The sequence below is a fragment of the Streptomyces sp. NPDC053542 genome (assembly GCF_044544685.1).
Classification (GTDB): Bacteria; Actinomycetota; Actinomycetes; order Streptomycetales; family Streptomycetaceae; genus Streptomyces.
Genome location: NZ_JBITXL010000010.1, coordinates 124029 through 149695, shown reverse-complemented (window position 1 = coordinate 149695; position 25667 = coordinate 124029). Strand labels below are relative to the sequence as shown.

The window sequence follows — 25667 nt, the reverse complement described above, 5'->3', positions numbered from 1 at the left end:
CCGAGGGGGAGCGGCTAGCGCGCGAGGGAGCTGCGCGTGAGGGCTTCCAGCACGCGGCGGGTCTTGGTCTCCTGTTCGAGGTCGGGCTCCAGGCCGAGGCTCCGGACGAGAGTGTGCAGCGACGCCTGGACGACCTCGGCCCCTTCCGGGTCGACCCGTTCGGAGACCTCGAACCACTCCAGGCCGTGGGCGTCAAGTGCCCAGTGTTCCAAGGCGAGTTCGTGATGGCTCAGGCGTACGCCGCGCCACCGCACGGCGTGTACGGGGCCGAGCACGCGCAGCGCCCGGAAGTCGACGGCCACGTCGGCGCACTCGGCGAGGAACTCCTGCTGCCGGCGGGAGAAGGCGGTGAGCGGCGGCCGGGCGCCCGAGGTCACGGCGTCGACGGTCGACCGTCCGCAGTCGGTTGTCAACGAGGCGGCGAGAACCTCGTTCTCGGTGGACCAGTCGCTCTCGATCCGCAGCTCGTCCGGGCCGTCCTTGCGGAAGCGCAGCCACCGCGGACCGATCCGGGCCCGGCGGCAGGGCCGCAGCTTGACCGTGGAGTCCCCGCCCCCGCGCCGCTCCCCGTCACCACGCTGGTCCCCGTCACCGTGCCGGTCCCCGCCGTCGTGCCGGCCCGCGCCGTGCCGGTCGCTCTCGGCGCGCAGCCGCAGGATCACACCGCCGTCCAGCAGCGGGAGGGCCCCCGATTCCCCGCTGCCGGACGGCAGTTCGCAGAAGTGGACGCGACGCCGGGTTCCCCCATCACCCGGCGCCAGCGCCTCGGCGGCCGCGGCCGCCCGCGCGGCGGAGAACGTCACCTTGATCTCGACCGAGTCGAGCCGCGGTTCGGCCTCTGTTGACTCAGGCATCAGGTGTTCCCCCTTGTTCCGCCACCTGCGCGAGACACCAGTGAAGCCGCCCGCGACCGCCGGGCGCTTCCGGGAAATCCCCATAGCGGGCGGGGCCGTCGCGCCTTTCACGGCCCGCGCCGCGAGAGGCATCATGGGGGCAGCGGCACAGGGCCGGACGCGGCGGCGATTCGGGGCACGGCGCGTGCGGCCGTCCAGGGGGCGGACATGGGTGGGGGACCTCCGGTACGGGACAACTGGCCCACGGCATACGGGACTTCGTGCGGCCTGGTGGGGCGGGAGCGGGAGCGCGGGCTGATCGACGACCTGCTCGTCGCGGGCGCGGACTGCGGCGCGGCGCTGCTGCTGTGGGGCGAACCGGGCATCGGCAAGACGGCGCTGCTCGACTACGCGGCGGAACGCGCAGCGGCGCGGGGCCGCGCCGAGGCTCGGAGCCGCGCCGCCGCCGGCCATACCGCGCACACCCTGCACGACCCGCCCACCCCGTACATCCTCCGCGCCCGCGGCGTCGAGACGGAGACCGTCCTGCCGTTCGCCACGCTGGCCGACCTCCTGATGCCCCATTCCTCCCGTTTCAGGGATCTCCCGGGGGTACAGCGCGAGGCGCTCGAAGCGTGCCTGGCGCTGTCCGGGCGGCCGCTGGACAACCCGTACGCGGCCTGCATGGGCGCGCTGAACGTCCTGGTCGCCATGGGGGAGCAGCGCCCGGTCGTCGTCCTCGTCGACGACCTGCACTGGGTGGACCCCTCCTCGCAGCGCACCCTCCTCTTCATCGCACGGCGGCTGACCTGCGCCCGCGTCGCGCTCGCTCTCACCTCGCGGGAGGACCACGGCGAGGCGACCGCGCGGCGCAGCGTCCCCACCGTCGAGATCACCGGACTGTCCGCCGCCGAGTGCGCCGCGCTGGTACGGGAAGCGGGGCTGCGCATCGCCCCGTCCGTCCTGGCCGAGCTCGTGACCATCAGCGGCGGCAACCCGCTGGCGCTGCTGGAGATCGCCACCGGCCTGACGCCGCATCAGGCGCGCGGCGAGCAGCCGCTGGCAGGCCCGCCGTCCCTCGGCCGCCACCTGGAACGCGCCTGGGCGGCCCGGCTGGACGGCCTCCCGGCCGCCACCCGCCAGGCCCTCGTCGTGCTCGCCGCCGACCGGTCCACCGAGCCGGCCACCCTGAGCAAGGCCCTGACCGCCGACGGCCTGGACCTGGCGGACCTCGGCCCCGCCGAGGAGCACGGCCTGGTCGTGACCACCGCCGACGGCCTGGACTTCCGCCACCCCATCCTGCGCCCCCTGGTGCTCGGCCGGGCGCCGCTGGCCCAGCGGCTGGCCGCCTTCCACGCGCTCGCCGAGGTGACCACCGGGCCGTTGCGCGCCTGGTACCGGGCGGCCGCGAGCCCCGGCCCCGACGAGGCGGCCGCCGCCGACCTGGCAGCGGCCGCGCAGGAAGCCCGGCGGCGCAGCGCGTTCGAGGAGTCCGCGCTGGCCTGGCGGCGCGCCGCCGCGCTGACCCCGGAGCGCGCCACCCGCGCCGAGCGGCTGCGGCAGGCCGCCGGCGACGCCTTCATCGGCGGTTCCCCGTCCGGCCCGCAGTGGTGCGAGGAGGCGCTGCGGACCACCACCGACCCCGCCGTACGGGCCGACATCGAGCTGCTGCTCGGCCGGATGTACACCTGGAACGGCGACCCGGCGCGCGCGTACGGCCTGCTGGTCGACGCCGCCGACGCGATCCGCGCCCGCGACCCGGCCCGGGCCTGCGTCCTGTACGCCGACGCGGTGGTGCCGGCCCGGATGGACGGCCATGTCACCGACGCGGTACGCATCGCCGAGGTCTCCCTGAGCCTGGCCTCGCCCACCGGGCCCGAACGCTGGATCGGCCTGACCATGCTGGGCGCCGCCCTGGTACTGGCCGGGGAGGTGGCGAAGGGCGCCGCCATGCTGGAGGCCGCCGACGGCCACTGCACCGGCGACCCGGTACGCAATCAGCAGCTCTACGCGCTGGCCGGGCAGGCGTGGAGCCGTGCCGAGCAACTGGACCGCAGCAGGCGGCTGTTGAACACCGCGATCGACTCGGCCCGCCGGCAGAGCGCTCCCGGTGTGCTGCCCTTCACCCTCACCATCCGCAGCGAGCTGGAGACCCGGGTCGGCCGGTGGACGCCCGCGTACGGGGACGCGACCGAGGCGCTGCGCTGGGCGGCGGAGCTGGGGCAGCTCACCTGCGTCGGATACGCGTTGTACTGCCTGGCGCGGCTGGACGCGCTGCGCGGGGACCGGGTGCGCTGCGAGGAGCGGGTGGCGCGGGCCCGGCGGGAGGCCGGTCCGTGCGGCATCGGCTGCCTGGAGCTGTACTTGACGGCGGCGGTGGGGCTGGCGGCGCTCGCGCACGGCGACCACGAGACGGCCGCCGACCAGCTGGAGCAGACCTTCGCGCACGCGGTGGCGCAGGGGATGCGGAATCCGGAGGCCGTACCGTTCGCCGCCGACCTCGCCGAGGCGCACATGCGGGCCGGGCGGCACGGGCGGGCCGCCGAGGTCACGGACTGGCTGGAGGGCCGGGCCCGGGAGACGGGGCTGGCGTCGGCGGAGGCGGCCGCGGCCCGCTGCCGTGGCCTGCTGGCGGAGTCCTGGGAGGAGGCCGAGGCGCACTTCGGCGCGGCGCTCAGGGCGCACGACCGCACCAACGGGCCGTTCGAGCGCGCCCGTACGCTGCTGTGCCGGGCCGAGATGTCCCGGCGGCTGCGCCGCCCGGCCGCCGCCCGGTCCCCGCTGACCTCGGCGCTGGCCGTCTTCGAGTCGCTGGGCGCCGTGCCGTGGGCGCGCCGCGCGGCGAACGAGCTGGCCGCGGCCGGCGGCCGGCCGGTGGGCCGGGCGTCCGGCGGGGGCGCGCTGGACCAGCTGACCCCGCAGGAGTTCCAGGTGTCCCGGGCCGTCGCGCGGGGTCTGAACAACACCGAGGCGGCCGCCTCGCTCTTCGTCTCCCGCAAGACGGTCGAGGCCCACCTCACCCGCGTCTACCGCAAGCTCCAGGTCCGCTCGCGGACCGACCTCGCCCGCATCCTGGCGGCGGCGGACCTGGTCGACTGACCACGCAGCGAAAAGCCGCCGAACACGGCTGAACACGGGTGAGAAACGCCGCTGGAAAACAACGAACCCCGGTCCGCGTTGGCGGCCGGGGTGGTTCTCCGCGTATATTGGGAGTTTCCATGCCCTCAGAAATATCCGGGCATGGCGAAGCTTATGGAGTCATCTTAACCAGGCGGGAGCCGAATTGTCAATCCAGGTGCCGGGCGAAGAATCAGGCGTACGGCCGGACCGGTCACCCGATCAGGGAACGCGCCGCGAGGAAATGCGCCGGGAGCAGGAATTCATCGACATGCTCTACGAGCGCCTCGGCGAGCTGCGCGCGGGCGCCGACGCCACCGTGGAAGGCGCCCTCGCGGTCGCCGACGCGGGCACGATGCAGGCGCGGCTGGAGCGCGATGTGACCGTCGCCGAGCAGGCCGGGCTGCTCGCCGCCTTCGACGCGGGCGAGCACGGCCTGTGCTTCGGCCGGCTCTCCTTCCGCGACGGCGCCGACCACCACATCGGGCGCATCGGCATCCGGCGCGACGACGCCGACCGTACGCCGCTGGTCATCGACTGGCGCGCCGACGTCGCCCGCCCCTTCTACCTCGCCACCGGCCACACCCCGATGGGCCTGCGCCGCCGGCGCCACATCTCCACCGAGGGCCGCCGCGTCACCGCCCTGCACGACGAGATCATGGACCTCGCCGACACGGTGCGCACCGGCCACGAGGGCACCGACGCCGACACCGTGCTGCTCGCCGCCCTGGACGCCAAGCGCACCGGCCGGATGCACGACATCGTGCAGACCATCCAGGCCGAGCAGGACCGCATCATCCGCGCCCCGCACCGCGGCGTCATGGTCGTCGAGGGCGGCCCCGGCACCGGTAAGACCGTCGTCGCCCTGCACCGCGCCGCGTACCTGCTGTACGCGCACCGCGAGTTGCTCGCCCGCCGCGCCGTACTGATCGTCGGCCCCAACCCGGCGTTCCTCGGCTACATCGGCGAGGTGCTGCCCGCGCTCGGCGAGACCGGCGTGCTGCTCGCCTCGCCCGGCGAACTCTTCCCGGGCATCACCGCGACCGGTACGGACACGCCCGAGGCCGCCGCGGTCAAGGGCGGCGCCGCGATGGCCGACGCGCTGGCCGCGTACGTACGGGACCACCAGCGGCTCCCCGAGCCCGGCACCGTCATCCCGCACGACGACGGCGACCTCCTCCTCGACCCGGACATCGTCCTGGAGGCCCGCCACCAGGCGCGCGAGACCAAGCTGCCGCACAACCTCGCCCGCCCGCACTTCGCCTTCCGCATCATCGACGCGCTCACCGCCCAGCTCGCCGACCGGCTCGGCGCCGACCCGTACGGCGGCCCGAACTTCCTCGGCCCCGACGACATCGCCCAGCTCGGCAAGGCCATCGCGGCCAGCGGCGACGTGCACGCGGCCATCGCCGACCTGTGGCCCGTCCTCACCCCGCAGGAACTGGTCGCCGACTTCCTCGCCGACCCGGTCCACCTCCCCGAGGCCGACGCGGCCGCGATCCGCCGCGACGGCGGCGAGTGGACCGCCGCGGACATCCCCCTCCTGGACGAGGCCGCCGAGCTGCTCGGCGAGGACGACTCGGCCGCGCGGGCCGCGGCCGAGGCGGAGCGCCAGGAGCGGATCGCGTACGCACAGGGCGTGATCGACCTCGCGTACGCCTCCCGCACGCACGAGTTCGAGGACAAGGACGACGAGGATTCGGAGGTACTGGGCGTCCAGGACCTCATCGACGCCGAGGCGCTCGCCGACCGGCAGGAGGAGGCCGACCACCGCACCGCCGCCGAGCGCGCCGCCGCCGACCGCACCTGGGCCTTCGGCCACATCATCGTCGACGAGGCGCAGGAGCTGTCGCCGATGATGTGGCGGCTGCTGATGCGCCGCTGCCCGACCCGCTCGATGACGCTGGTCGGCGACCCGGCGCAGACCGCCGAGCCCGGGAGCTGCGGCACGTGGGAGTCGATCCTCGAGCCGTACGTCGGCGACCGCTGGGAGCACATCCGCCTCGGCGTCAACTACCGCACCCCGGCCGAGATCATGGAGGCCGCGGCGGAGGTGATCCGGGCCGCGTACGCCGGTACCCCGGCGGCCGCAGCCTTCGAGCCGCCGCGCTCGGTCCGCTCCACCGGCGTACCGCCCTGGTCCCACCGCACCGACGACCTGCCGCGCGCGGTCGCCGAAGCGGTCGCCGAGGAGGCCGACACCGAGGGCCGCCTCGCGGCCATCGCCCAGAAGCACCATCACGAAGCCCTGCTGGCCGCGCTCCCCGACGCGTCCGCCGGCCCGGCCCCCGACCTGACCAGCCCGGTCGTCCTGCTGGACCCGCGGCAGGCCAAGGGCCTGGAATTTGACACGGTACTCGTCGTGGAACCGGCCGAGTTCGGCGTGAGCGACCTCTACGTCGCCCTCACCCGGGCCACTCAGCGCATGGGCGTACTGCACACGGAGGCGCTCCCGGCGGGGCTGGAGGGGCTGGAGGCGCGGTAAGCCGGGCGGTCGGCGGTCGGCGGTCGGCGGTCGGCGGTCGGCGGTCTCCGGTCGACAATCTGCGATCTGCGATCTGCGGTCGGCGCTCACCAGTCGGCTGTCGGCGGCCGGTACCCTCCCGGCCGTCGACAGCCGAACCCTCCTCCCCCTACCCTGTGTTCGTCATTCCGGTCACCGACCGGAATGACGAACACCTGGCGACGGCGGCGGAGGGTGGGTGAACGGCATGGGGCGACTGGTCCCAGCGGTGACCCGGGCACTGGACATACTCGAACTGTTCCTGGAGGCGGACGGCCCGCAGTCGGCCCCCGACGTGGTGCGCAAGCTCCAGCTCCCGCGCACCACCGTGCACGAGCTGCTCACCACGCTCGCGGCCCGCTCCTACCTGGTCCCCGTCCCCGACCAGCCGGGCCGCTACCGCCTCGGCGTCCGCGCGTACCAGCTCGGCAGCCGGTACGCCGAACAGCTCGACCTGGCCGCCGAGGGCCAGCGGGTGGCTCGCGAGGTGGCCGCCACCTGCGATGAGACGGTGCACGTCGCGATCCTGGAGGACACCGACGTCATCTACATCGCCAAGGTCGACTCCACGCACGCCGTCCGCATGGTCTCGGCGGCCGGCCGCCGGCTGCCGGCGCACTGCACGGCGGTGGGCAAGATGCTGCTCGCCTCGCTCCCCGAAGCGGAGCTGGCCGCCCGCATCGAGGGCCGCGAACTGGTCGCCCTGACCCCCGGCAGCATCACCGACCCGGACGCGCTGCGTACCGAACTCGCCGTCATCCGGGAGCGCGGCACCGCCACCGAGCACCGCGAGTCCAATCCGGACGTCTCCTGCGTCGCGGCCCCGGTCCACGACAGCTCGGGCCGCGTCGTCGCCGCCCTCTCCGTCTCCGTCCCGATGATCCGCTGGACCGACACCAGCGAGACCGAACTCGCCGAACTGGCGACGAAGGGCGCGAACGACCTCTCGGTCAGCCTTGGTTACCGCCCGCGCCCGCGTCAGTGAGCAACGCTGTCAGTGAGCAACACCGTCAGTGATCAGCGCTGTTTCAGTGGTCAGCGCCGTCCGTGAGCAGTGAGTCGAGGATGCCGTCGACGGTCTCCTCGGTGAGGCTGGGGTGGAGGAAGGCGAGGCGTACGACGGTCTCGCCCTCCCATACGGTCGGCGTGACGAAGGCCGTGCCCGCGGCGAGCAGCCGCTTGGACCAGGCGTAGTAGTCACGCGGCTGCCAGCCGGTGCGGCGGAGCAGGACGACGGACAGCTCGGGTTCCCGGAGGAGTTCGAGGCCGTCGGTGCGCTCGGCGAGGCGGGCGGTGTACTGGGCGAGTTGGATGCCGCGGGCGACCGCGTCCCGGTACGCGTCCGTGCCGTGCACGGCGAGCGAGAACCACAGGGGCAGGCCGCGCGGGCGCCGGGTGAGGTGGTACGCGTAGTCGCTCGGGTTCCACTCCAGGTCGTCGGCGCCCGCGCCGTCCCCGTGTATCGCGTCGAGGTAGGAGGCGTCCTGGGTGTGGACGGCCTTGGCGAGGCGCGGGTCGCGGTAGAGCAGCGCGCCGCAGTCGAAGGGCGCGAACATCCACTTGTGCGGGTCGATGACGAGCGAGTCGGCGTACTCGATGCCGGCCATACGCGCGCGGAGTTCGGGCACGAAGAGGCCGCCGCCCCCGTAGGCCGCGTCGACGTGGAACCACAGGTCGCGGGCGCGTGCCTGCGCGGCGACGCCCGCGAGGTCGTCGAGTATCCCGGCGTTGGTGGTGCCCGCGGTGGCGACGACGGCGACGACGGGCGCCCCGCCGTCGTGCTCGGCGGCCGCCAGGGCGGTGCGGACGGCTTCGCCGGTGAGCCGGTGGTCCTCGGTCGGCACGACGAGCGCGTCGATGCCGAGGATGCGCAGGGTATTGCCGACGGAGGAGTGCACCTGGTCGCTGACGGCGACGCGGACGGGTGCGTGTCCGGTGAGCCCGAGCCGGCGCCGGCCGGTGTCGCGGGCGACGACGAGCGCGGAGAGGTTGCCGGCCGAGCCGCCGCTGACGAAGCAGCCGCCGGCGCCCTCGGGGAGGCCCGCGAGATCCGCGAAGAGGCGCAGCACCTGGTTCTCCGCGGCGATCGCGCCTGATGCCTCCAGCCAGGAGACGCCGTGCAGCGAGGACCCCGAGACGATCATGTCGAAGAGGGCCGCGGCCTTGGTGGGGGCGCCCGGGATGAAGGCGAGGAAGGCGGGGTGGTCGCAGGAGATGACGGCCGGCTCGATGTCCTCGGTGTAGGTGCGCAGCACATCGGCGGCGGGGCGCGGGTCGGGGCCTATTGCTTCCTTGAGCGCGAGGTCGAGCTCGGCGGGGTCGCCGGTGCGGCCGAGCGGTGGTTCGGGCAGGGCGGCCCGGTGCCGGAGGTGGTCCATGACCTGACGGGTGAGGTCCTCGTCGTAGGTGTGCATGGGCCCGTACCTCCAGAAGGATATCTCAATGGGTCCGATCGAACCCATTCCGGAGAGTAAGGCGCCCCCTGGGCAAGGTCAAGCCGCTCCCGGCCCTCAGCCAAGCCGCCTCCGGCCCCCGGTCAGGCGGCTCCCGGTCCCTCAGTCAGGTCACTCCTGGCCCCTCAGGCGGGCCGCCCCTCGAAGTGGTCGAGCAGCCGCAGGAACTGCTGGTACGAGTCCTGCAGGTGCTCGCGCATGCGGCGCTCCGCCGCCGCTCCGTCCCCGGCGAGCACGGCCAGTGCGATCGCCTCGTGCTCGTCGCGGAAGACGCAGCCCAGCTCCGCCTCCGCGCCGTACACCACGTGCCAGTCCGAGCGCAGCCACAGCGCGTTGCCGCCCGCGAACATCTCCGAGCGGGCCCTGGCCACCGCCTCGTGCAGCACCTCATTGCCGCCGGCCGCCGCGACGGCGAGATGGAAGCGGCTGTCCACGCGGTGGTACGCGCCGATGTCGGGCACCTCGCCGACCTCCGCGTCCAGGAGCTTCACCAGGTCCCGGCGGGCGCCGGTGGAGCCGCGCTCGGCGGCGAGCCGGGCCGCGAGCGGCTCGATGGCCTGCCGGTACTCCATGTAGTCGCGCAGCGTGGCCCGGATCTCGGCGGCCACCGCGGCCTGCGCTCCGGTGCCGGCGGTGCCCACGGGGGCGGCCGCGGCCACCCGTGTGCCGCCGCTGCGGCCGAGCGTGGTGACGACCAGGCCCTCCTCGGCGAGCAGTCGCAGGGCCTGGCGCACCGTGTTGCGGCCCGCGCCGAACGCGGCTGCCAGCTCGCGCTCGCTGGGCAGCCGGTCGCCGGGCTCGAAGCCGCCGAGCGCGATCCGCTTGCGCAGTGCCTCGGCGACGACGTCGCGCGACGCGGACCGCCGCCCGCTGTCCCGCTCCGCGTCCGTCCCGCTCATCCGTGACTCCCGTGAGTGAAGTGCTTCCCTCGGACCCTATTGACAGCCCTCTGGGGCGACCTTACCGTCCACTGAACCTTCATTCGGGTCTGTCTGGACCCATTCTGTCTGGACCCATTCTCACTCAGGCGTGGCCGGACCCGCTTTCAGAGGAGCACGGAATGACGAGCACGGACGCCCCACCCCGCCGCGCCAATCCCTGGAAGGTCGCCGGCGCCTCGCTGATCGGTACCAGCGTGGAATGGTACGACTTCGGCATCTACGCGACCGCGTCCGCGCTGGTCTTTCCCGATCTCTTCTTCCCCGACGCGGGCCCTGCGCTCGGCACCCTGCTCTCGTTCACCACCCTCTTCGTCGGCTCGCTCGGCCGCCCGCTCGGCGCGATCATCTTCGGGCACATCGGCGACCGGTACGGCCGTAAGAAGGCGCTGATCTGGTCGATGCTGCTCATGGGGCTGGCCACCGTCGCCGTCGGCCTGCTGCCCGGTTACGCCACGCTCGGCGTCGCCGCGCCGATCCTCCTCGTCCTGATACGGATGACGCAGTCGCTCGCCGTCGGCGGCGAATGGGGCGGCGCGGTGCTCTTCGCCGTCGAACACGCCCCGCCCCGCCGCCGCGCCTTCTTCGGCTCCTTCCCCCAAGTCGGCGACGGCGTCGGCTACTTCCTCTCCACCGGCGTCTTCTCCCTGATCGCCCTCCTCGGACACGACGCGCTGGTGGACTGGGCCTGGCGCATCCCCTTCCTCCTCTCCGCCGTCCTCGTCCTGCTCGGCCTCGTCATCCGCTCCTCGATCGAGGAGTCACCCGAATTCGAGGCGGCCCGCGCGGCGGAGGAGAACGAGGCGAAGCAGGCGGCGCCCGTCATCGGCGTGGTGCGCGACGCCTGGCGCACCTGGCTGCTGGCGACCGGCGCCTTCCTCATCACGGTCGGCGGCTACTACGTGATCGTCACCTTCATGTCGACGTACGCGGTCGGGCAGCTCGGCTTCTCCGAGTCCGAGGCCGCGGGGGCCGGCACCGCGGCCTCCGTCGTCGTCATCGTCTGCACCCCGCTGGCCGCCCTTGCCGCCGACCGCTTCGGGATGCGCAGGCTGACCCTCGCCGGCATCCTCCTGCACCTCGTCGTCGCCTTCCCGATGTTCTGGCTCGCCGACACCCGTACGCTGGGCGGTCTGTGGGCGGCGATGTGCCTCCCGATGCTCGCCAGCACGATCGCGTACGCGTCGATCGGCACCCTGCTGTCCGGCTGGTTCGCACCCCGCGTCCGCTACACCGGCCTCTCGATGAGCTTCCAGCTCGCGGGTCTGCTCGGCAGCGCGGCCCCGTCCGCCGCGACCTGGCTCTTCAGCACAACGGGCAACTCCTGGACCCCGGTTGCCCTCGCGTTCGCCGCGATGGCGGCCCTCAGCGCGGTCTGCCTGGTACTTCACCGACCGGCACAAACCACTGGCTCGATGGCCCGATGCCGAGGAAAGGTGGAGCCGGTCGACGGGACGGGGTGACGAGAGAGGGAGATGAGGGGTGGAGCCGAGGGATGGAGATGAGAGGTGGAGATGAGAGGTGGAGATGAGAGCAACGGGAGGGCCGGAATGGGTGACGGAGGGCTGACCGCCGGCGAGGACGTCACGGTCAGGCTGGTGAAGAGGGGGCGGACCAAGGTGCGTTACACCGCGGCCGTCCTGGCAGATGACGGCAGACACGCAGTCGTGCGTGCGCCATGGGCGGGGGCGGCGGACCGGGACTTCGGGTTCGTACGGTTCGAGTCGGGAGACGTGTTCACCGAGCACTACTGGCGCGACCGTTGGTACGCCGTCAAGGAAGTACGGGCCGCCGACGGCAGCGTCAAGGGCTGGTACTGCGATGTCACCCGGCCCGCCGAGGTCGGACCGGGTGACATCGTGGTCGAGGATCTGGACCTCGACCTGTGGCTGTCGGCGGACGGCGGGACCGTTCTGCGCCTCGATGAGGACGAGTTCGCGGCGAGTGGTCTCCAGGAGCGGGATCCGGTCGCGGCGGAGCTGGCCCGCCGGTCTCTCGACGAGCTGGAGACGCTTGCCCGTGCGGGGGAGCTCACGGAACTGTGCGGCGGCGCGCGGTGGTGAGCAGGCGCGGTGGTGAGCGCCGGGGGGCGATGGTGAGTGGCGGGGCGCTCATTTCAGGCCGTGCGCCCGTGACACCAGGGACTCGGCGAGCCGGCGGGAGAGCAGTCGGCGGAGGGTGAAGACCAGCGGGGCGCGGCTGCCTACTGCATACAAGGGCTTCGGGGCGGGTGCCTCGATGGCCTTGAGGACGGTCGCCGCCACGGTCGCGGCGCTGATGCCCGCCGCTTCGTTGCGGTCCAGGCGGGCGGAGACCGTACGGAAGGCGTCGGTATACGGTGAACCGTCGACGAGGTAGCGGGTGCGGCGCTCGCTGATGCCCGTGTTGATGGAGCCCGGTTCGACGGTGGTCAACCAGACGTCGTACGGGGCGAGTTCGCGGCGGGCGGCCGTCGCGAACGCCTTGATCGCCGCCTTCGACGCCACGTACGAGGAGCGGAAGGCGAGCGGGAAGCTGGCCAGCATGGAGCCCACCATGACGACCCGGCCGCGGCGCCGGGCCCGCATGCCCGGCAGCAGCAGCTGGGTCAGCCGCACCGCGCCGAAGACGTTGAGCTGGAAGAGGCGTTCCAGGGCGTCCATCGGCAGTTCTTCGAGGGGAGCGAGCTGACTCTCGCCCGCGTTGTTGACGAGGACGTCCACCTCGCCCGCCGCTGCCGCGCACGCCTCGATGCTCGCCGGGTCGGTGAGGTCGAGGGCCACATACTCCGCGCCGGGCAGACGGTCGGCCTCGGGGATCTTCTCGGGCGTCCGGCTGGTGGCGATCACGTGGTAGCCGCGGGCCAGCAGCGCCTGGCAGACGGCCCGGCCGATGCCGGAGGAGGCGCCGGTGACCAGCGCCGTCCGTCGACCGTTCACGGTATGCACATCGCGTGCCGCATGCATACTGCGTATCGCATGCACATCGCGTCCCGCGTCGCCTGTCCCTGCGTCGCCCGTCCCCGCGTCGCCCGTCACGCCAGTCCCTTCGCCAGCGCCCGGCCCGCCGCGCGCCCGGAGAAGATGCAGCCGCCGAGGAACGTGCCCTCCAGCGCGTTGTATCCGTGCACCCCGCCGCCGCCGAACCCGGCCACCTCGCCCGCCGCGTACAGGCCGGGGAAGGGCGTGCCGTCCGGCCGTACGACCTGCGCGTCGAGCGTGGTCTCCAGGCCGCCGAGCGTCTTACGGGTGAGCAGGTTCAGCCGTACCGCGATCAGCGGGCCGTGCGCCGGGTCCAGCAGCCGGTGCGGCTTGGCGACCCGCACGATCTTGTCGGCCAGGTAGGCGCGCGCGTTGCGCACCGCCATCAGCTGCATGTCCTTCGAGTACGCCGACCCCACCTCCCGGTCGCGGGCCACGACCTCGCGCCGTACCTGGTCGTAGTCCAGCTCGGGGCCGCTGCCCAGCGCGTTCATCCCGGTCACCAGGTCGCGCAGGTTGTCGCGGACCACGAAGTCCGCGCCGTGCTCCATGAACGCGGCCACCGGACCGGTCGGCCCCTTCTTCGTCCGGCCGAGCGTCATCTTGAGGTCCTTGCCGGTGAAGTCCGGGTTCTGCTCGGAGCCCGAGAGCGCGAACTCCTTCTCGATGATCGACTGCGTGAGGATGAACCAGCTGTGCTCGTGGCCGCCGGCCCGGATGTGCCGCAGCGTGGCCAGGGTGTCGAAGCCGGGGAAGAGCGGCGGGGGCAGCCGCTTGCCGGTGGCGTCCAGCCACAGCGAGGACGGGCCGGGGATGATGCGGATGGCGTGGTCGGGCCAGATCGGGTCCCAGTTGCGAACGCCCTCTACGTAATGCCACATCCGGTCGCGGTTGACGATGTTGCCGCCCGCGCTCTCGGTGATCTCCAGCATCCGCCCGTCGACGTGCGCGGGCACCCCGCAGATCATCCGTTCCGGCGCCGGGCCCAGCCGGTCCACCGGCCAGTTCTTGCGCACCAGGTCCGGATTGCCGCCGATGCCGCCCGAGGTGACGACCACGGCCTGCGCCCGCAGCTCGAACGAACCGGCCGCCGTACGGGAGGACTTCACACCCCGCGCCGCGGCGGACGGCTCCAGCACCGTGCCGCGGACGCCGACCGCCGCGCCGTTCTCCACGATCAGCTCGTCGACCTGGTGCCGGTGCTTGAACGTGACCAGCCCGCGGTGTTCGGCGGCCAGCACCGGGTCGCGGAAGACCCGTACGACCTCAGGGCCCGTGCCCCACGTCAGATGGAAGCGCGGCACCGAATTGCCGTGCCCGGAGGCGAGCCCGGAGCCGCGCTCGGCCCACCCGACGTTCGGCATCAGCCGCAGCCCCAGCTCGTGCAGGTAGGCGCGCTTCTCCCCGGCGGCGAACTGTACGTACGCCTGTGCCCACTGGCGCGGCCAGTGGTCCTCCCGCTCGCGGTCGAAGCCGGCCGAGCCCAGCCAGTCCTTCAGGGCCAGCTCGTAGGAGTCCTTGATGCCCATCCGGCGCTGCTCGGGGCTGTTCACGAGGAACAGCCCGCCGAGCGACCAGAACGCCTGGCCGCCCAGGTTCGCCGCGCTCTCCTGATCCACGACGAGCACCTTGCGCCCGGCCCTGACCAGCTCGTACGTCGTGACGAGACCGGCCAGTCCGGCCCCCACGACGATCACATCGGCCTGTTCGCGCTCACTCATTCCGAGCCCCTTCGCTCTGGATGCTCCCGCTCCGGCTGTTGTTACTGCTGCTGGTCTTCGGGGGTGCTGCAGGCGGTGCTGTAGGCGTTGACCACATGCCGGTACAGCTCCTCGCGGCGCCGCCACACGTCCTCGTTGTCCGGCTCCATGAGGCACTGCACGGCGGTGCCGTCGTGCACGGCGACCAGCGCGTGGCCCAGCCCGGTACGGTCGGTGACCCGCCGGCCCGCGCGGGCCAGCGCGGCCTCGACGAGCGGCAGCAGCGTGTCGTGAATGGCCTCCTCGCGCGCGGCCATCACCCGGCGCAGAGAAGGATTGCGCAGCGCGTGCGCGGTGAACTCCGCCGTCACGCGATACCACGCGTCGTCGATCGGTACGGCGTCCAGCACGGCCCGCAGCGCCTCGTCCGCCGACACCGACTCCAGGGTGCCGAGCCGGTCCAGCGCGCCTCGCAGATCGTCCAGCATTGCCGCCGACCGCTGCTCCCACATGGCGAGGAACAGCTCGTCGAGCGAGGTGAAGTTCGAGTAGAAGGCGCCCCGGGTGTACCCGGCCCGCTCGCACACCTGGTCCACGGTGGACCGGCCGAAGCCCTCCTCGGCGAAGACCTCCAGCGCGGCGTCGAGCAGCCGCTGCCGGGTCTGCGCCCGACGCCGGGTGACCCGCTTCGGTGCCGCCGTCCCTGAAGCTGTCATGCCCGGCCCCGCTTCCCCTCGTGCGCTCCGCGATCGTGCGCCGTTCGATACGCGAATGTATTGGATACATTCGCGTATCGACAAGAGGCCGGACGGGGCGGACCGGCCGAGATACACGCCGGCCCCGGAGCAGGCGCTCCGGGGCCGGACGTCGCTCAGGCGGACGGTGGCAGGTGGGACGGCCGTCCGCGCCCAGCCGTGGCGCGGTAACCCGCGATCCCGGCGAGTGCCGCGAGCGCCGCGCCGGCCGCGGTCCAGAGCCAGCGGGCCGACCACCAGCCCGAGGACCAGCCGCCGTCCGGTTCGGGCCGCGCGGCCGACCCCTGGACCAGGGGTGCGGCGAGCGAGCCGTCCACGTCCTGGGCGCTGCCCGCGTCCGTGGTGGTGGCGGTCACCGCCGCCTGGACCGGCAGGCCGGCGTCGGCGGAGGCGGTGTGCAGGGTGGTGAGGCGCACGTAGTACGCGCCGGGCAGCGGGTCGTTCGACCAGGGCTCGGCGTCGGCGCGGACCGTCCGCAGGGTGCAGGACAGCTTGACCGTGGCGGCGTCGGCCGCGGCGGTCCTCGTCTGCATGCCGTACCGGCACGCCTGCCGGCGCCGCAGCCCGTCGTACACGTCCAGCTGCCAGGTCGACTCGCCGTGCCGCGCGTCGGCGGCGGGCAGTTCGACGGTCGCGTCCACCCTGGCGCCCTGGCCCGCGTCGGCCGGGAACTGCCAGTAGAGGTAGTCACCGGTGGACGCCTGTGCAGTGGCCTGCTGGCCCGGCCGGATCACCGTGGCGGTACGGAAGGAGGTACCGGCCTCGGTGGGTGCGGGGGCGTCGGCGTCTTCGGGCGCGGCGGCAGCGGTCGTCCCGAGGAGCGCCGCGCCGACGAGCAGGGCGGCCGCCAAACGACGTACAGCAGACAAACGACGTACAGCAGACAAGCGACGTACAGCACACGAGCGACGTACAGCAGCCATCAGTTGGTCCTCCAGACGGTGACGCGCCAGCGCGAGATCCAGCCCCACAGCACCCCGGTGAGCAGGCCGAGCAGGGTGAGCGCGAGGAGGAACCACCAGCCGTGGCCGAGCCCGAGGAACGCGGCGTCGGACGCCGTTGACGGGCCGTCCACCACATCGACGGACAGCTCCACGGGCAGCCCCGGCTCGGTCTTCACCGAAGCCGGCGCGGAGAAGGCGTTGCTGACGCGCAGGCAGACCGTCTCGGGAAGCGGCTCGCCGTCCGCGTCCTCCGCAGCCTCGCCGTCGTCGGCCTTCGGATAGCGCAGACCGGTCGAGAGCACATCCGTACGGCCGTCACCCGTGGCCTCGCCGCGCACGATCTCGCGGCCGCGCACCGTAGAGGCGCGCAGTTGCACACCGTAGTCGTCGTTGACGGCGCGGTCGGCGGCGACGCTCACCGAGGCGCGCAGCTCCTGCCCCGGCCGTACGTCCACCCGGTAGAAGCGGTGCTCACCGAAGGTCTCCCGGTCGGTGTAGAGCCCGGGCTTCAGCTGTGGTGCCCCCTCACAGCTGTCGGCGCCCTTCGCAGGTACCGGCGTGACGGCGGGCTCGACCGTCCGGTGGACCAACTGCTTCACCCGGCCGGACAGCTCGTCCTTGTGCTGGACGGAGGTGTACGTGCCGCCGGTCGCCTCGGCGATACAGCTCAGCTGCGTACGCGTCTTGGCGTCCGGCACCAGGCCGAGCGTGTCGACGGTGAGGTGGATGCCCTTGGCCGCGATCTCGCGCGCCACCTCGCACGGGTCGAGCGGCTGACAGGTGTCCTCGCCGTCGCTGATCAGCACGATGCGGCGGGCCCCGTCGCCGCCCTCCAGGTCGTCCGCGGCCTTCAGGAGGGCCGGGCCGATCGGGGTCCAGCCGGTCGGCGTCAGGGTCGCGACGGCGGTCTTGGCCTCGGTGCGGTCCACCGGGCCGACCGGGTAGAGCGCGCGGGTGTCCTTGCAGCCCACCTTGCGGTCGTCACCGCGGTACTCGGCGCCGAGCGTACGGATGCCGAGCCGCACCTCCTGGGGCACCGCGTCCAGCACCTCATTGAACGCCTGCTTGGCCGCGGACATCCGGGACTGCCCATCGATGTCGCGTGCGCGCATCGAGCCGCTGACGTCGAGTACGAGGTCGACCTTGGGGGCGTCCTTGGAGGCGGAGCCGGCCGGTTCGCCGGCAGAGGCGGTCGCCGGTGCGATGCCGCCCGTCAAAGTGACCAGCAGGCCGCACACCGCGGCCGCCAGTCGCCATCTTATGATCATCGCCGGATCATAATGATCTTGCGGGCGAACTGCCCAACTCGCCCGGTGGAGCGCCTACTGGGGTGCCGACCGGGGCGCCTACTGGGGCGGGCGCCGGCCTACTGGGGTGAGCGCCGGCCTACGGGGTGGGGCGCCCGCCTACTGGGGTGGGCGCTGGGTTACGTACTCCGCAGACGGCTCGGGCTCGGGGTCCGGGAGGGCCGGTGTCTCGATGCGCCAGGCGATGCGTTCCTTGTCCTGGACGACGCGGCGGTACCCGTACAGCACGACGGACAGCAACAGGATGCCGACCGCGATGAGGGTGTCCCTCGGACCGCCGTGCGCGGCCAGCGAGGGATGCGTGACGCCCACCGCGACCACCACGACGTCGATGACCAGCACCGCCCAGGCGATCGGTATCCAGATACGGCCGCGGCGGATCGGGCGGGGCCAGTCCGGGCGGTCCTTGCGCAGCAGCAGGAAGGCGGAGACGGCCAGCACGACCGCCACCAGGTACCCGAAGTTGCTGGCGATCAGGATGCTCAGCGGCTTCCCGAGGAGCAGCAGGATCGCGCTGTTCAGTACGGCGTCGAGGGTGAGCGCGCGGCCCGGTACGCCCCACCGGTTCAGGTGGTCGAGCTGCCGTACGGTCATCCTCTCGCGCGCCAGCCCGTACAGCGCCCGGCCGCCGTCCGCCGTCGTGGACACCATCCCGAGGAACATCGAGGAGACGAGGATGAGCACGCCGAGCGAGGAGAAGCCGCCGAGCGCCTGCTCGAAGGCGATCGCGAACGCGCCGACGGGGTCCTTCCGGATGGCGTCCTCGCCGACCGAGCCGACCATCGCCAGCGGCACGACGAAGAAGAGGACCAGGGAGAGGACGGAGGTGGCGCGCAGGGCCTTGGCGGTGTCGCGGACCGTGTCCTTGTACTCGGGCGCGAACGAGGCGCAGATCTCGGTGCCGTACGTGGTCCACGCGGTGACGTAGAACCACACGATCAGCGTCGTCCAGCTGCCGCCGTGGTACCAGGTGAGGTTGGCCGCGTGCCAGGTGTGGCCGCTCAGGAACGGCGCCGCGACGACCACGACGAGGCCGCAGAACACGATGCCGCTGGTGATCTTCGAGGCGCGGGCGGTGAGCCGCGCGCCGAAGTAGTTGCAGGCCCAGGCGGCGAAGACGGCGGCGACGCCGATCAGTTCGGCAAGGCCGACCGAATGGCCGGGGAGGAGCGGCACTTCGGGCGTGCCGGGGAACCAGTGCGCGGTGACGAGCGCGCCGATCGCTGCCGCGTTCACCGCGATGCTGAACGACCAGCCGATCCAGTAGCCGTACGCGGCGACGGCGCCGAGCGGCGCGAAGTACCGCTTCCAGCCCTCGGCGGCGTACCGGCTGACGCCGCCGGACTTGCCGGGGAACATCGCGGCGGTCTCGGTGAACAGCATGTTCTGCAGCAGGCCGATCAGTGCGCCGCCGACCCAGAGCGCGATCGCGGTCCAGGCGCCGATCGCGCCGATGCCGTAACCGACTGTCAGTAGCAGGCCGTTGGGGATGACCAGGGCGATCGCGAATCCGTCGCGCCAGGTGAGGGACTTGCGCAGGTGGTCCATGCTCTGCCGCCCGTCTCTTGAGGGACTTCGGCCGGACGCACACCCGAACTCCCTCCGGACGCACGTCCGTTGTTCAGGCGTGCCAAAAATGTGTTCGCGGTCACAATAATTGGGTATTATTGGAAGACAAGAGGTTGGACGGAACTGGGCGGAAAACGGTGAAGGGGTGGGCGGCATGGTGGCCGAGCGCGGGGGACCGGAGCGGACGGGAGCGGTGCCGGCGGGGGCTGACGTCCAGCGCGAGCGGATACTGCGCGCCGCGGCCCTCGCCCTCGCGGAGCACGGCTTCGACGCCGCGCGGCTGCGCGACGTGGCCAACGCCGCGCAGGTCTCCATAGGTTCGATACAGCATCACTTCGAGACCCGTGACGCGCTCTTCCGGCACGCCTTCGAGTGGTCGATAAGCGAGCTCATCGGCCGGTGGCGGTGCACGGCCGTCGGCGAGCCGGACCCGTGGCGCCGGTTCGAGCTGCTCGTACGGGAGCTGACCGGCGACCCGGACCTGATACGGCGCTGCACGACCTGGACCGAGTTCTGCGCGAGCGCGGCCCGCCATGAGGAGCTGCGGGACGGGATACGGCGGGTCCACGACGAGTGGCGGGCCCTGGTCTCCGGCATCCTCGCCGAGGGCGTGGCGGCCGGCGAGTTCGCCCCCGCCATGTCCCAGGAGGCGGCGGTCGGGGCGGTGATGGCGGTGGTGGACGGCTGCGACATGACCATCGCGGCGGCCGGCGGCATGACCCCGGAACGGTACGCGGAGGTGCTGCTGGGGGTGGGGCGGGCGGTGTTCGGGGTGCGGAGCAGGGCGTAAGAGGCGCGAGCGGGCGGCGCCGGTCAGGGATCAGGGGAGGGGTTTTCGTGAGTGGTGAGCAGTTTCCGCATCTGTTCCGGGCGTTGCGGATCGGGTCCACGACGTTGAAGAACCGCATCGTGTCCTCGGGGCACGACACCGTGCTCGTCCGGGACGGGCAGGTGACCGACGAGCTCGTGGCGTACCACGAGGCGCGGGCCGCGGGCGGTGTCGGCCTGATCGTCGTGCAGGTCGCCGGGGTGCACGAGTCCGCGCGGTACACCACGCACGTCCTCATGGCGACCGACGACACCTGCGTCGAGGGGTACCGCCGCCTCGCGGACGCCGTGCACCGGCACGGCGCGCGGGCCGTCGGCCAGATCTTCCACCCCGGCCGGGAGATCCTGGAGTCGCGGGACGGCTCGGCGCCGGTCGCCTGGGCACCGTCGGCGACCCCGAGCGAGCGGTTCCACGTCATGCCGCGGGCCATGACGGTCGCGGAGATCCAGGAAGTGGTACAGGGATACGGCGCGGCGGCCCGGCGGCTGCGGGCCGCGGGCATGGACGGCGTGGAGATCGTGGCGAGCCACGGCTATCTCCCGGCCCAGTTCCTGAATCCCTCGGTGAACCGCTGCACCGACGACTACGGCGGCAGCGACGAGAAGCGACTGCGCTTCCTGCGCGAGATCATCACGTCCGTACGGGAGGCCGCGGGGCGGGAGTTCACGGTCGGGCTGCGCATCTCCGGGGACGAGCTGAGCCACGACGGGCTGTCGTCCGCGCTGGTCGTGGACGTGGCGACGCGGCTGGACGAGGACGGGCTGCTGGATTACCTCAGCGTGTGCGCCGGCAGCTCGGCCACGCTGTCCGGCGCGCTGCACATCGCGCCCCCGATGTCCGAGCCCGCCGGGTACACCGCGCCGCTGGCCGCGAAGGTGCGGGCCGCGGTGCGCGTGCCGGTCATGGTCGCGGGGCGGATCAACCAGCCGCAGGAGGCCGACCGGATCATCGAGCGGGGGCAGGCGGACGCCTGCGCCATGACCCGCGCGCTGATCTGCGATCCCGAGATGCCGGCGAAGGCCGGAGCCGGGCGCCCGGACGACATCCGCGCCTGCATCGGCTGCAACCAGGCGTGCATCGGCCACTTCCAGCGCGGCTATCCGATCTCCTGCATCCAGCATCCGGAGACGGGCCGGGAGCGGCGCTTCGGGGTGCTGCCGACGATCACGCGCCGGAAGCGGGTACTGATCGCGGGCGGCGGTCCCGCCGGGCTCAAGGCGGCGGCGGTCGCGGCGGCCCGCGGGCACGACGTCACGCTGCACGAGGCGGCGCGCCGGACGGGCGGTCAGGTGCTGCTGGCCGAACGGCTGCCGGGGCGCGCGGAGTTCGGCGGTGCGGTGACGAATCTGGAGCGGGAGGCGCGGCAGGCCGGGGCCCGTATCGTCACCGGCTCCCGGGTCGACGCGGAGCTGCTGGGCGCCGAGCGGCCGGACGCCGTGATCGTCGCGACCGGCGCCCGGCCGCGTCGGCCGGAGCTGGAGCTCGTGGACGAGCCGGTCGTGCTGGACGCCTGGGACGTCATACGGGGCGCCGAGGTGCCGCGGGGGCGGGTGGTCGTGGCGGACTGGCGCGGCGACTGGATCGGGCTCGGCGTGGCCGTGCAGCTCGTGGGGCTGGGCCGGAAGGTGACGCTGTGCGTCACGGGGTTCGGCGCGGGCGAGCATCTGCAGCAGTACGTCCGTGCGGCGATGCTCGGCGAGGCGGTGCGGGCGAAGGTGGACGTGGTGCCGAACGTCCGGCTGTACGGCGCGGACAGCGACACGGTCTACCTCCAGCACACCCTCACCGAGGAGCCGGTACTGCTCGAAGGCGTCAGGTCCGTGGTGCTGGCCCAGGGCCACGAGCCGGTGCCCGCGCCCGTGGCGGAGACCGATCTGCCGGAGCTGCCGCCCGGCGGCCTGATAGCCATCGGCGACTGCGTCTCACCCCGGACGGTCGAGGAGGCGGTACTGGAGGGGCTGACGGCGGCGGCTGAGCTGTAACGCCGACCCCGCTCGGCTCCCGACCGACTCCCCTCGGCTCTCCCCTCGGCTCTGGCGAACTCCCCTCGGCGCGGGCCGACCCCGCTCGGCTCCGGCTGCCCCGCTCGGCTCCGGCCGGCCCCGCTCGGCTCCCGCTCCCGTCAGTCGTCTTCCAAAGCCGCCGTGAGGAGGGCCCGGTCGGCGGGCTCGACGTGGTCGGCGTAGTAGGCGTGCAGCGCCCGGCGGGCCAGTTGGGCGGCGTGCGGGGCGTCGCCGGCGCGGATGGCGGCGAGTACCTGCTCGTGGTGGTCGATGGAGCGGGCCATCCAGGCGGTGGCGTCCGCGACGTTCGCGATCTTGTGCTCGATGATCTCCACGACGGCGTCGTGGACGGCACGGGCGCAGAGGCCGAGCAGGGCGTTGCGGCTGGCTTCCGCGACGGCCTGGTGGAACAGCGCGTCGGCCTCGCTGAACTGCCGCAGTCCGGCGCCCGCCCCCGTCAGGGACCGCATGCGCTCGATCAGTCCGGCCATCCGGGCCAGGTCGTCCTCGGTGCGCAGCCGCGCGGCGAGCCGGTTGCTCTCGGCCTCCAGGACCATCCGGAACTGGATGAGTTCGCCGGGGCTGCAGAGGTGGGAGCGGGTGAGCCGGCCGAGCGCCTGGCTGAGGTTGTCGGCGGAGACGCCGAGCACCTCCGCGCCCAGCGGGTCGCCGGGGCGGGAGCGGATCAGGCCCGCCGACTGCAGGACGCGCAGGGCCTCGCGGACGGTCGAGCGGCCGACGCCGAACTGGCTGACGAGCTCCCGCTCGCCGGGCAGCCGGGAGCCGGGCGGCAGTTCGCCGCTGAGGATGCGGTTCTCTATCTGCTCGGCCACCCGCTGGTAGGCCCGTACCGGCTCGACGGGTGTGAAGGGAGCGTCGAAGGCGGCCATCGGGGACCCCGTTCCGTTTTCCGTACCGATTGTTGCGGGTCACGTACCGATTGCTGCTGGTGGCCTCTTGACCCACGCATGAACGTGCGAGCAGAGTACGGGAAATCAACTGGTCTGACCAGTGGACTGGCCTCCCGGCCAGGTGTTTTGGAGGTTCTATGCAAGCCGCCCGGACCCATCACCCATCGACCGAGATCGCGATCGACGCCGAAGCGGCCGTCGCCTTCACCCAGGACCTGATCCGGCTGCGCACGGTCAACGCCACCGGCGCCACCGACGTCGAACGGCCGGCCGCCGACCTGGTCGCCGCGCTGTTCACCGAGTTCGGCTGGCAGCACGAGGTGGTGGAGGTCGCGCCGGGCCGGCCGAACGTCATCGCCGTCGTGGAGGGGAAGGGCGGTGACGGTCCGACCCTGATGTTCGAGGGCCACACGGACGTGGTCACCGAAGGCGATCCGGCGGCGTGGAGCGTCGACCCGTACGGCGCGGAGATCCGCGACGGCAAGCTGTGGGGCCGGGGTGCCGCGGACATGAAGTCCGGGGTGGCCGCCATGATTTACGGCGTGCGGGCGCTCCAGCAGGCCGGCCCGTTCCCCGGGCGGATCGTCCTCGGTGTGCTGTGCGACGAGGAAGGCATGATGCTCGGCGCCAAGGCGTTCGCCGCCTCGCCGCTCGCCGCGGAGATCGACGGCGTGATCGTCTGCGAGCCGGAGGGGTACGAGGTGTGCACCTCGGCCCGCGGCGGCATCCGGCTCCGGCTGGAGCTGACCGGGGTGATGGCGCACGGCGCGATGCCGCAGGAGGGCAAGAACCCCATCGTCGCGGGGGCCCGCATCGTCGACGCGCTGAGCCGCGCCCAGACCTGGGCCGAGGTGCGTTTCGGTACGCATCCGCACGCCGGCAGCGTCACCGTCACCCCGACCGTGCTGCACGGCGGCGACCCCGACCAGCTCAACGTCATCCCGGCGCACGGCCTCGTAGGCGTCGACGTACGGACCATCCCCGGCACGGACCACGCCGAGCTGATCGCGCGCATCCGTCAGGAAGCCGAGCAGGCCGCGGCGACGGCCGGCGTCACGGTCGGGCTGACCGTCGTCGACGACCGCCCGGCGATCGAGATCCCCGAGGACCACCCCGTGGTGGCCGGGTTGGTGGCCGCCCACGAGCTGGTGCACGGCAGCCCGCCACCGTTCGGTGCGGTGCCCGGCACCACCGACGGCACGGTCCTGACCCGCGACGCGGGCCTGCCCACCGTCGTCTACGGGCCGGGCGGCAAGTGGATCGCGCACCAGAAGGACGAGTACGTGGAGGTGCGCGAGATCGGCGAGTACACCCGGGTGTACGCGGAGGCGGCGCGCCACTTCCTGACGCAGGGGGTGCGCCGCGATGACGCCTGAGCAGATCACCGGGAGCTTCCCCGCCGGACTGCCCGTCGGCGACGGCTGGGTGCCCGCGCCCGCCACCGAGCCCGTCACCTTCCCGTACGACGGGAGCGAGATCGCGCAGGCACCCGTCGGGGACGAGACGCTGGCGCGGCAGGCGGTGGAGCACGCGGCGGCGCTCCGCAAGGACGTGGCGCGGCTGCCCACGCGGGTCCGGCGCCGGGTGCTCGGAGGCGTGGCGGCGGCGCTCGCGGAAGTCGCGCGCCCCATGGAGGACCTGCTCGTCCTGGAGACGGGCAAGCCGCGCGTGGACTGCCGTACGGAGGTGCAGCGCGCGGTCGCCACATGGGAGGCGGCGGCCGACGAGGTGGCCCATATCCACGGCGAGACCGTGCCGCTGGACCTGCTGCCCTCCGGGGACGGCATGACCGGCTTCTGGACCCGCCGCCCGATCGGCGTCGTGGTGGGCATCGCGGGCTTCAACTACCCGATGCTGCTCGCCTCCCACAAGATCGCGCCGGCGCTCGCGGCCGGCTGCCCCGTGGTCGTCAAGCCCGCGCCCGCCACCCCGCTCGCCACGCTCTGGCTGGTCCACCTGGTCCGCGAGCAGCTGGCCGCGGCGGATGCGCCCGCCGGCGCCGTCCAGCTGGTCACGGGTGACGCGGCGGTGGGCCGCACGCTCACCACCCACGACGCGGTCGCCGCCGTCTCCTTCACCGGCTCCGCCGCGATCGGCCACCGCATCGCCCGGGACGCCGCGCCCCGCAAGGTCGTCCTCGAACTGGGCTCCAACGCCGCCCTCGTGGTGGCCGCCGACGCCGACCTGGACGCGGCGGCCGACGCCGTGCTCCGCGGCGGCTACTACGCCTCCGGCCAGGCGTGCATCGCCGTCCAGCGGGTGATCGCGGTCGAGGAGGTCGCCGAGGAGCTGGAGAAGCGGCTCGCCGACCGGCTGGCCGAGGTCGTGGTCGGCGACCCGCGCGAGGAGGCGACGCGGGTGTCCGCGCTCATCGACGAGGCGGCCACCGACCGGGTGCTCGCCTGGGTCGACGAGGCCCGCGCGGCCGGCGCGCGGGTGGTCGCCGGGGGCGTGCGGAACGGGCGCTGCATCACCCCCGCGCTGCTCGCCGACGTGCCCGACGTGCCCGGCGGACTGCCCGCCTGGGACGAGGAGATCTTCGGGCCGGTCGTCGCGCTGCGCACGGTGCCGGACCTGGACGCCGCGTACGCGCTGGTCAACGACTCGCGTTACGGGCTGCACGCCGCGGTCTTCACCCGTGACCTGGGCGCCGCCTTCACGGCGATCGACGCGCTCGACGTGGGCGGCGTCGTCATCAACGAAGTACCGGGCTACCGCAGCGACGTCGCCCCGTACGGCGGTGTGAAGGACTCCGGCATCGGCCGTGAGGGCCCGCGCTTCGCCATCGAGGAGCTGACGGTGACACGGATGGCGGTGATCAGGACATGACCCGTCCCTGGCAGAG

19 protein-coding genes are annotated in these 25667 nt (G+C 73.1%); 9 read left to right on the top strand and 10 right to left on the bottom strand.

What is annotated here, in order from left to right; all coding sequences use genetic code 11:
• Positions 1-14 precede the first annotated feature (14 nt).
• The gene (locus tag ACIGXO_RS26800) at positions 15-854 is read right to left on the bottom strand and encodes a hypothetical protein (protein ID WP_399791804.1); all 840 of its coding nucleotides are present in this window, start codon (positions 852-854) and stop codon (positions 15-17) included.
• A 207-nt stretch (positions 855-1061) separates the two neighbouring features.
• Here ACIGXO_RS26800 and ACIGXO_RS26795 point away from each other — a divergent pair, with 207 nt between their 5' ends.
• The 3 genes from ACIGXO_RS26795 (at position 1062) to ACIGXO_RS26785 (ending at position 7438) form a co-directional block, all read left to right on the top strand.
• On the top strand, positions 1062-3932 hold the full coding sequence (locus ACIGXO_RS26795; protein ID WP_399791802.1) for an AAA family ATPase: 2871 nt from the start codon (positions 1062-1064) through the stop codon (positions 3930-3932).
• 262 nt (positions 3933-4194) lie between these two features.
• A complete protein-coding gene (locus tag ACIGXO_RS26790) occupies positions 4195-6435 on the top strand; it encodes a HelD family protein (protein WP_399791800.1) in 2241 nt (746 codons plus the stop codon).
• A 226-nt stretch (positions 6436-6661) separates the two neighbouring features.
• Entirely contained in the window at positions 6662-7438 is a 777-nt protein-coding gene (locus tag ACIGXO_RS26785; RefSeq protein WP_399791797.1) for an IclR family transcriptional regulator, read from the top strand.
• 43 nt (positions 7439-7481) lie between these two features.
• Here ACIGXO_RS26785 and ACIGXO_RS26780 read toward each other — a convergent pair whose 3' ends face one another.
• Together ACIGXO_RS26780 and ACIGXO_RS26775 are read right to left on the bottom strand one after the other, a co-directional pair.
• Entirely contained in the window at positions 7482-8867 is a 1386-nt protein-coding gene (locus ACIGXO_RS26780; protein ID WP_399791796.1) for a pyridoxal phosphate-dependent decarboxylase family protein, read from the bottom strand.
• 164 nt (positions 8868-9031) lie between these two features.
• Positions 9032-9805, bottom strand: coding sequence for a FadR/GntR family transcriptional regulator (locus ACIGXO_RS26775; protein WP_399791792.1), 774 nt, complete (start codon positions 9803-9805; stop codon positions 9032-9034).
• A gap of 161 nt (positions 9806-9966) precedes the next feature.
• Between ACIGXO_RS26775 and ACIGXO_RS26770 the strand changes: the two genes are divergently transcribed.
• Entirely contained in the window at positions 9967-11307 is a 1341-nt protein-coding gene (locus ACIGXO_RS26770; protein WP_399791790.1) for an MFS transporter, read from the top strand.
• Between the two features lie 87 nt (positions 11308-11394).
• The gene (locus ACIGXO_RS26765) at positions 11395-11907 is read left to right on the top strand and encodes a DUF402 domain-containing protein (RefSeq protein ID WP_399791788.1); all 513 of its coding nucleotides are present in this window, start codon (positions 11395-11397) and stop codon (positions 11905-11907) included.
• Positions 11908-11955: 48 nt separating this feature from the next.
• Here ACIGXO_RS26765 and ACIGXO_RS26760 read toward each other — a convergent pair whose 3' ends face one another.
• The 6 genes from ACIGXO_RS26760 to ACIGXO_RS26735 form a co-directional block, all read right to left on the bottom strand.
• Positions 11956-12789, bottom strand: coding sequence for an SDR family oxidoreductase (locus tag ACIGXO_RS26760; protein ID WP_399791786.1), 834 nt, complete (start codon positions 12787-12789; stop codon positions 11956-11958).
• Positions 12790-12857: 68 nt separating this feature from the next.
• Complete coding sequence (locus ACIGXO_RS26755; RefSeq protein WP_399791784.1) at positions 12858-14525, bottom strand: FAD-binding dehydrogenase; 1668 nt, start codon at positions 14523-14525, stop codon at positions 12858-12860.
• 41 nt (positions 14526-14566) lie between these two features.
• A complete protein-coding gene (locus ACIGXO_RS26750) occupies positions 14567-15220 on the bottom strand; it encodes a TetR/AcrR family transcriptional regulator (RefSeq protein ID WP_399791781.1) in 654 nt (217 codons plus the stop codon).
• 155 nt (positions 15221-15375) lie between these two features.
• Positions 15376-16128, bottom strand: coding sequence for a hypothetical protein (locus ACIGXO_RS26745; protein WP_399791780.1), 753 nt, complete (start codon positions 16126-16128; stop codon positions 15376-15378).
• Positions 16129-16181: 53 nt separating this feature from the next.
• Positions 16182-17471: a VWA domain-containing protein gene (locus tag ACIGXO_RS26740; protein ID WP_399791777.1), complete on the bottom strand. Its 1290-nt coding sequence runs from the start codon at positions 17469-17471 to the stop codon at positions 16182-16184.
• A 138-nt stretch (positions 17472-17609) separates the two neighbouring features.
• Complete coding sequence (locus tag ACIGXO_RS26735; protein ID WP_399791775.1) at positions 17610-19058, bottom strand: APC family permease; 1449 nt, start codon at positions 19056-19058, stop codon at positions 17610-17612.
• A 175-nt stretch (positions 19059-19233) separates the two neighbouring features.
• Between ACIGXO_RS26735 and ACIGXO_RS26730 the strand changes: the two genes are divergently transcribed.
• Together ACIGXO_RS26730 and ACIGXO_RS26725 are read left to right on the top strand one after the other, a co-directional pair.
• The gene (locus ACIGXO_RS26730) at positions 19234-19869 is read left to right on the top strand and encodes a TetR/AcrR family transcriptional regulator (RefSeq protein ID WP_399791773.1); all 636 of its coding nucleotides are present in this window, start codon (positions 19234-19236) and stop codon (positions 19867-19869) included.
• 47 nt (positions 19870-19916) lie between these two features.
• The gene (locus ACIGXO_RS26725) at positions 19917-21890 is read left to right on the top strand and encodes an FAD-dependent oxidoreductase (RefSeq protein ID WP_399791772.1); all 1974 of its coding nucleotides are present in this window, start codon (positions 19917-19919) and stop codon (positions 21888-21890) included.
• Between the two features lie 140 nt (positions 21891-22030).
• On the opposite strand, the gene ACIGXO_RS26720 is transcribed toward ACIGXO_RS26725, so the two are convergent.
• Positions 22031-22801, bottom strand: a complete 771-nt coding sequence (locus ACIGXO_RS26720) for a FadR/GntR family transcriptional regulator (RefSeq protein ID WP_399791770.1) — start codon at positions 22799-22801, stop codon at positions 22031-22033.
• A 158-nt stretch (positions 22802-22959) separates the two neighbouring features.
• On the opposite strand from ACIGXO_RS26720, the gene ACIGXO_RS26715 reads away from it, so the two are divergent.
• Both ACIGXO_RS26715 and ACIGXO_RS26710 read left to right on the top strand, forming a co-directional pair.
• Positions 22960-24198: a M20 family metallopeptidase gene (locus ACIGXO_RS26715; protein WP_399791768.1), complete on the top strand. Its 1239-nt coding sequence runs from the start codon at positions 22960-22962 to the stop codon at positions 24196-24198.
• Positions 24188-25651, top strand: a complete 1464-nt coding sequence (locus ACIGXO_RS26710) for an aldehyde dehydrogenase family protein (RefSeq protein WP_399791766.1) — start codon at positions 24188-24190, stop codon at positions 25649-25651. Before ACIGXO_RS26715 ends, ACIGXO_RS26710 begins: the two co-directional genes overlap by 11 nt.
• The last annotated feature ends 16 nt before the right edge of the window (positions 25652-25667 follow it).

Excerpts from the sequence above, each read along its gene's own strand:
- ACIGXO_RS26760 (WP_399791786.1), bottom strand. The coding sequence starts at position 12,789 with ATGCATGCGGCACGCGATGTGCATACCGTGAACGGTCGACGGACGGCG.
- ACIGXO_RS26755 (WP_399791784.1), bottom strand. The coding sequence starts at position 14,525 with ATGAGTGAGCGCGAACAGGCCGATGTGATCGTCGTGGGGGCCGGACTG.
- ACIGXO_RS26710 (WP_399791766.1), top strand. The coding sequence starts at position 24,188 with ATGACGCCTGAGCAGATCACCGGGAGCTTCCCCGCCGGACTGCCCGTC.
- ACIGXO_RS26780 (WP_399791796.1), bottom strand. The coding sequence starts at position 8,867 with ATGCACACCTACGACGAGGACCTCACCCGTCAGGTCATGGACCACCTC.
- ACIGXO_RS26730 (WP_399791773.1), top strand. The coding sequence starts at position 19,234 with ATGGTGGCCGAGCGCGGGGGACCGGAGCGGACGGGAGCGGTGCCGGCG.
- ACIGXO_RS26790 (WP_399791800.1), top strand. The coding sequence starts at position 4,195 with ATGCGCCGGGAGCAGGAATTCATCGACATGCTCTACGAGCGCCTCGGC.
- ACIGXO_RS26735 (WP_399791775.1), bottom strand. The coding sequence starts at position 19,058 with ATGGACCACCTGCGCAAGTCCCTCACCTGGCGCGACGGATTCGCGATC.
- ACIGXO_RS26750 (WP_399791781.1), bottom strand. The coding sequence starts at position 15,220 with ATGACAGCTTCAGGGACGGCGGCACCGAAGCGGGTCACCCGGCGTCGG.
- ACIGXO_RS26765 (WP_399791788.1), top strand. The coding sequence starts at position 11,395 with ATGGGTGACGGAGGGCTGACCGCCGGCGAGGACGTCACGGTCAGGCTG.
- ACIGXO_RS26795 (WP_399791802.1), top strand. The coding sequence starts at position 1,062 with ATGGGTGGGGGACCTCCGGTACGGGACAACTGGCCCACGGCATACGGG.
- ACIGXO_RS26785 (WP_399791797.1), top strand. The coding sequence starts at position 6,662 with ATGGGGCGACTGGTCCCAGCGGTGACCCGGGCACTGGACATACTCGAA.
- ACIGXO_RS26770 (WP_399791790.1), top strand. The coding sequence starts at position 9,967 with ATGACGAGCACGGACGCCCCACCCCGCCGCGCCAATCCCTGGAAGGTC.
- ACIGXO_RS26740 (WP_399791777.1), bottom strand. The coding sequence starts at position 17,471 with ATGATCATAAGATGGCGACTGGCGGCCGCGGTGTGCGGCCTGCTGGTC.
- ACIGXO_RS26715 (WP_399791768.1), top strand. The coding sequence starts at position 22,960 with ATGCAAGCCGCCCGGACCCATCACCCATCGACCGAGATCGCGATCGAC.
- ACIGXO_RS26720 (WP_399791770.1), bottom strand. The coding sequence starts at position 22,801 with ATGGCCGCCTTCGACGCTCCCTTCACACCCGTCGAGCCGGTACGGGCC.
- ACIGXO_RS26800 (WP_399791804.1), bottom strand. The coding sequence starts at position 854 with ATGCCTGAGTCAACAGAGGCCGAACCGCGGCTCGACTCGGTCGAGATC.
- ACIGXO_RS26775 (WP_399791792.1), bottom strand. The coding sequence starts at position 9,805 with ATGAGCGGGACGGACGCGGAGCGGGACAGCGGGCGGCGGTCCGCGTCG.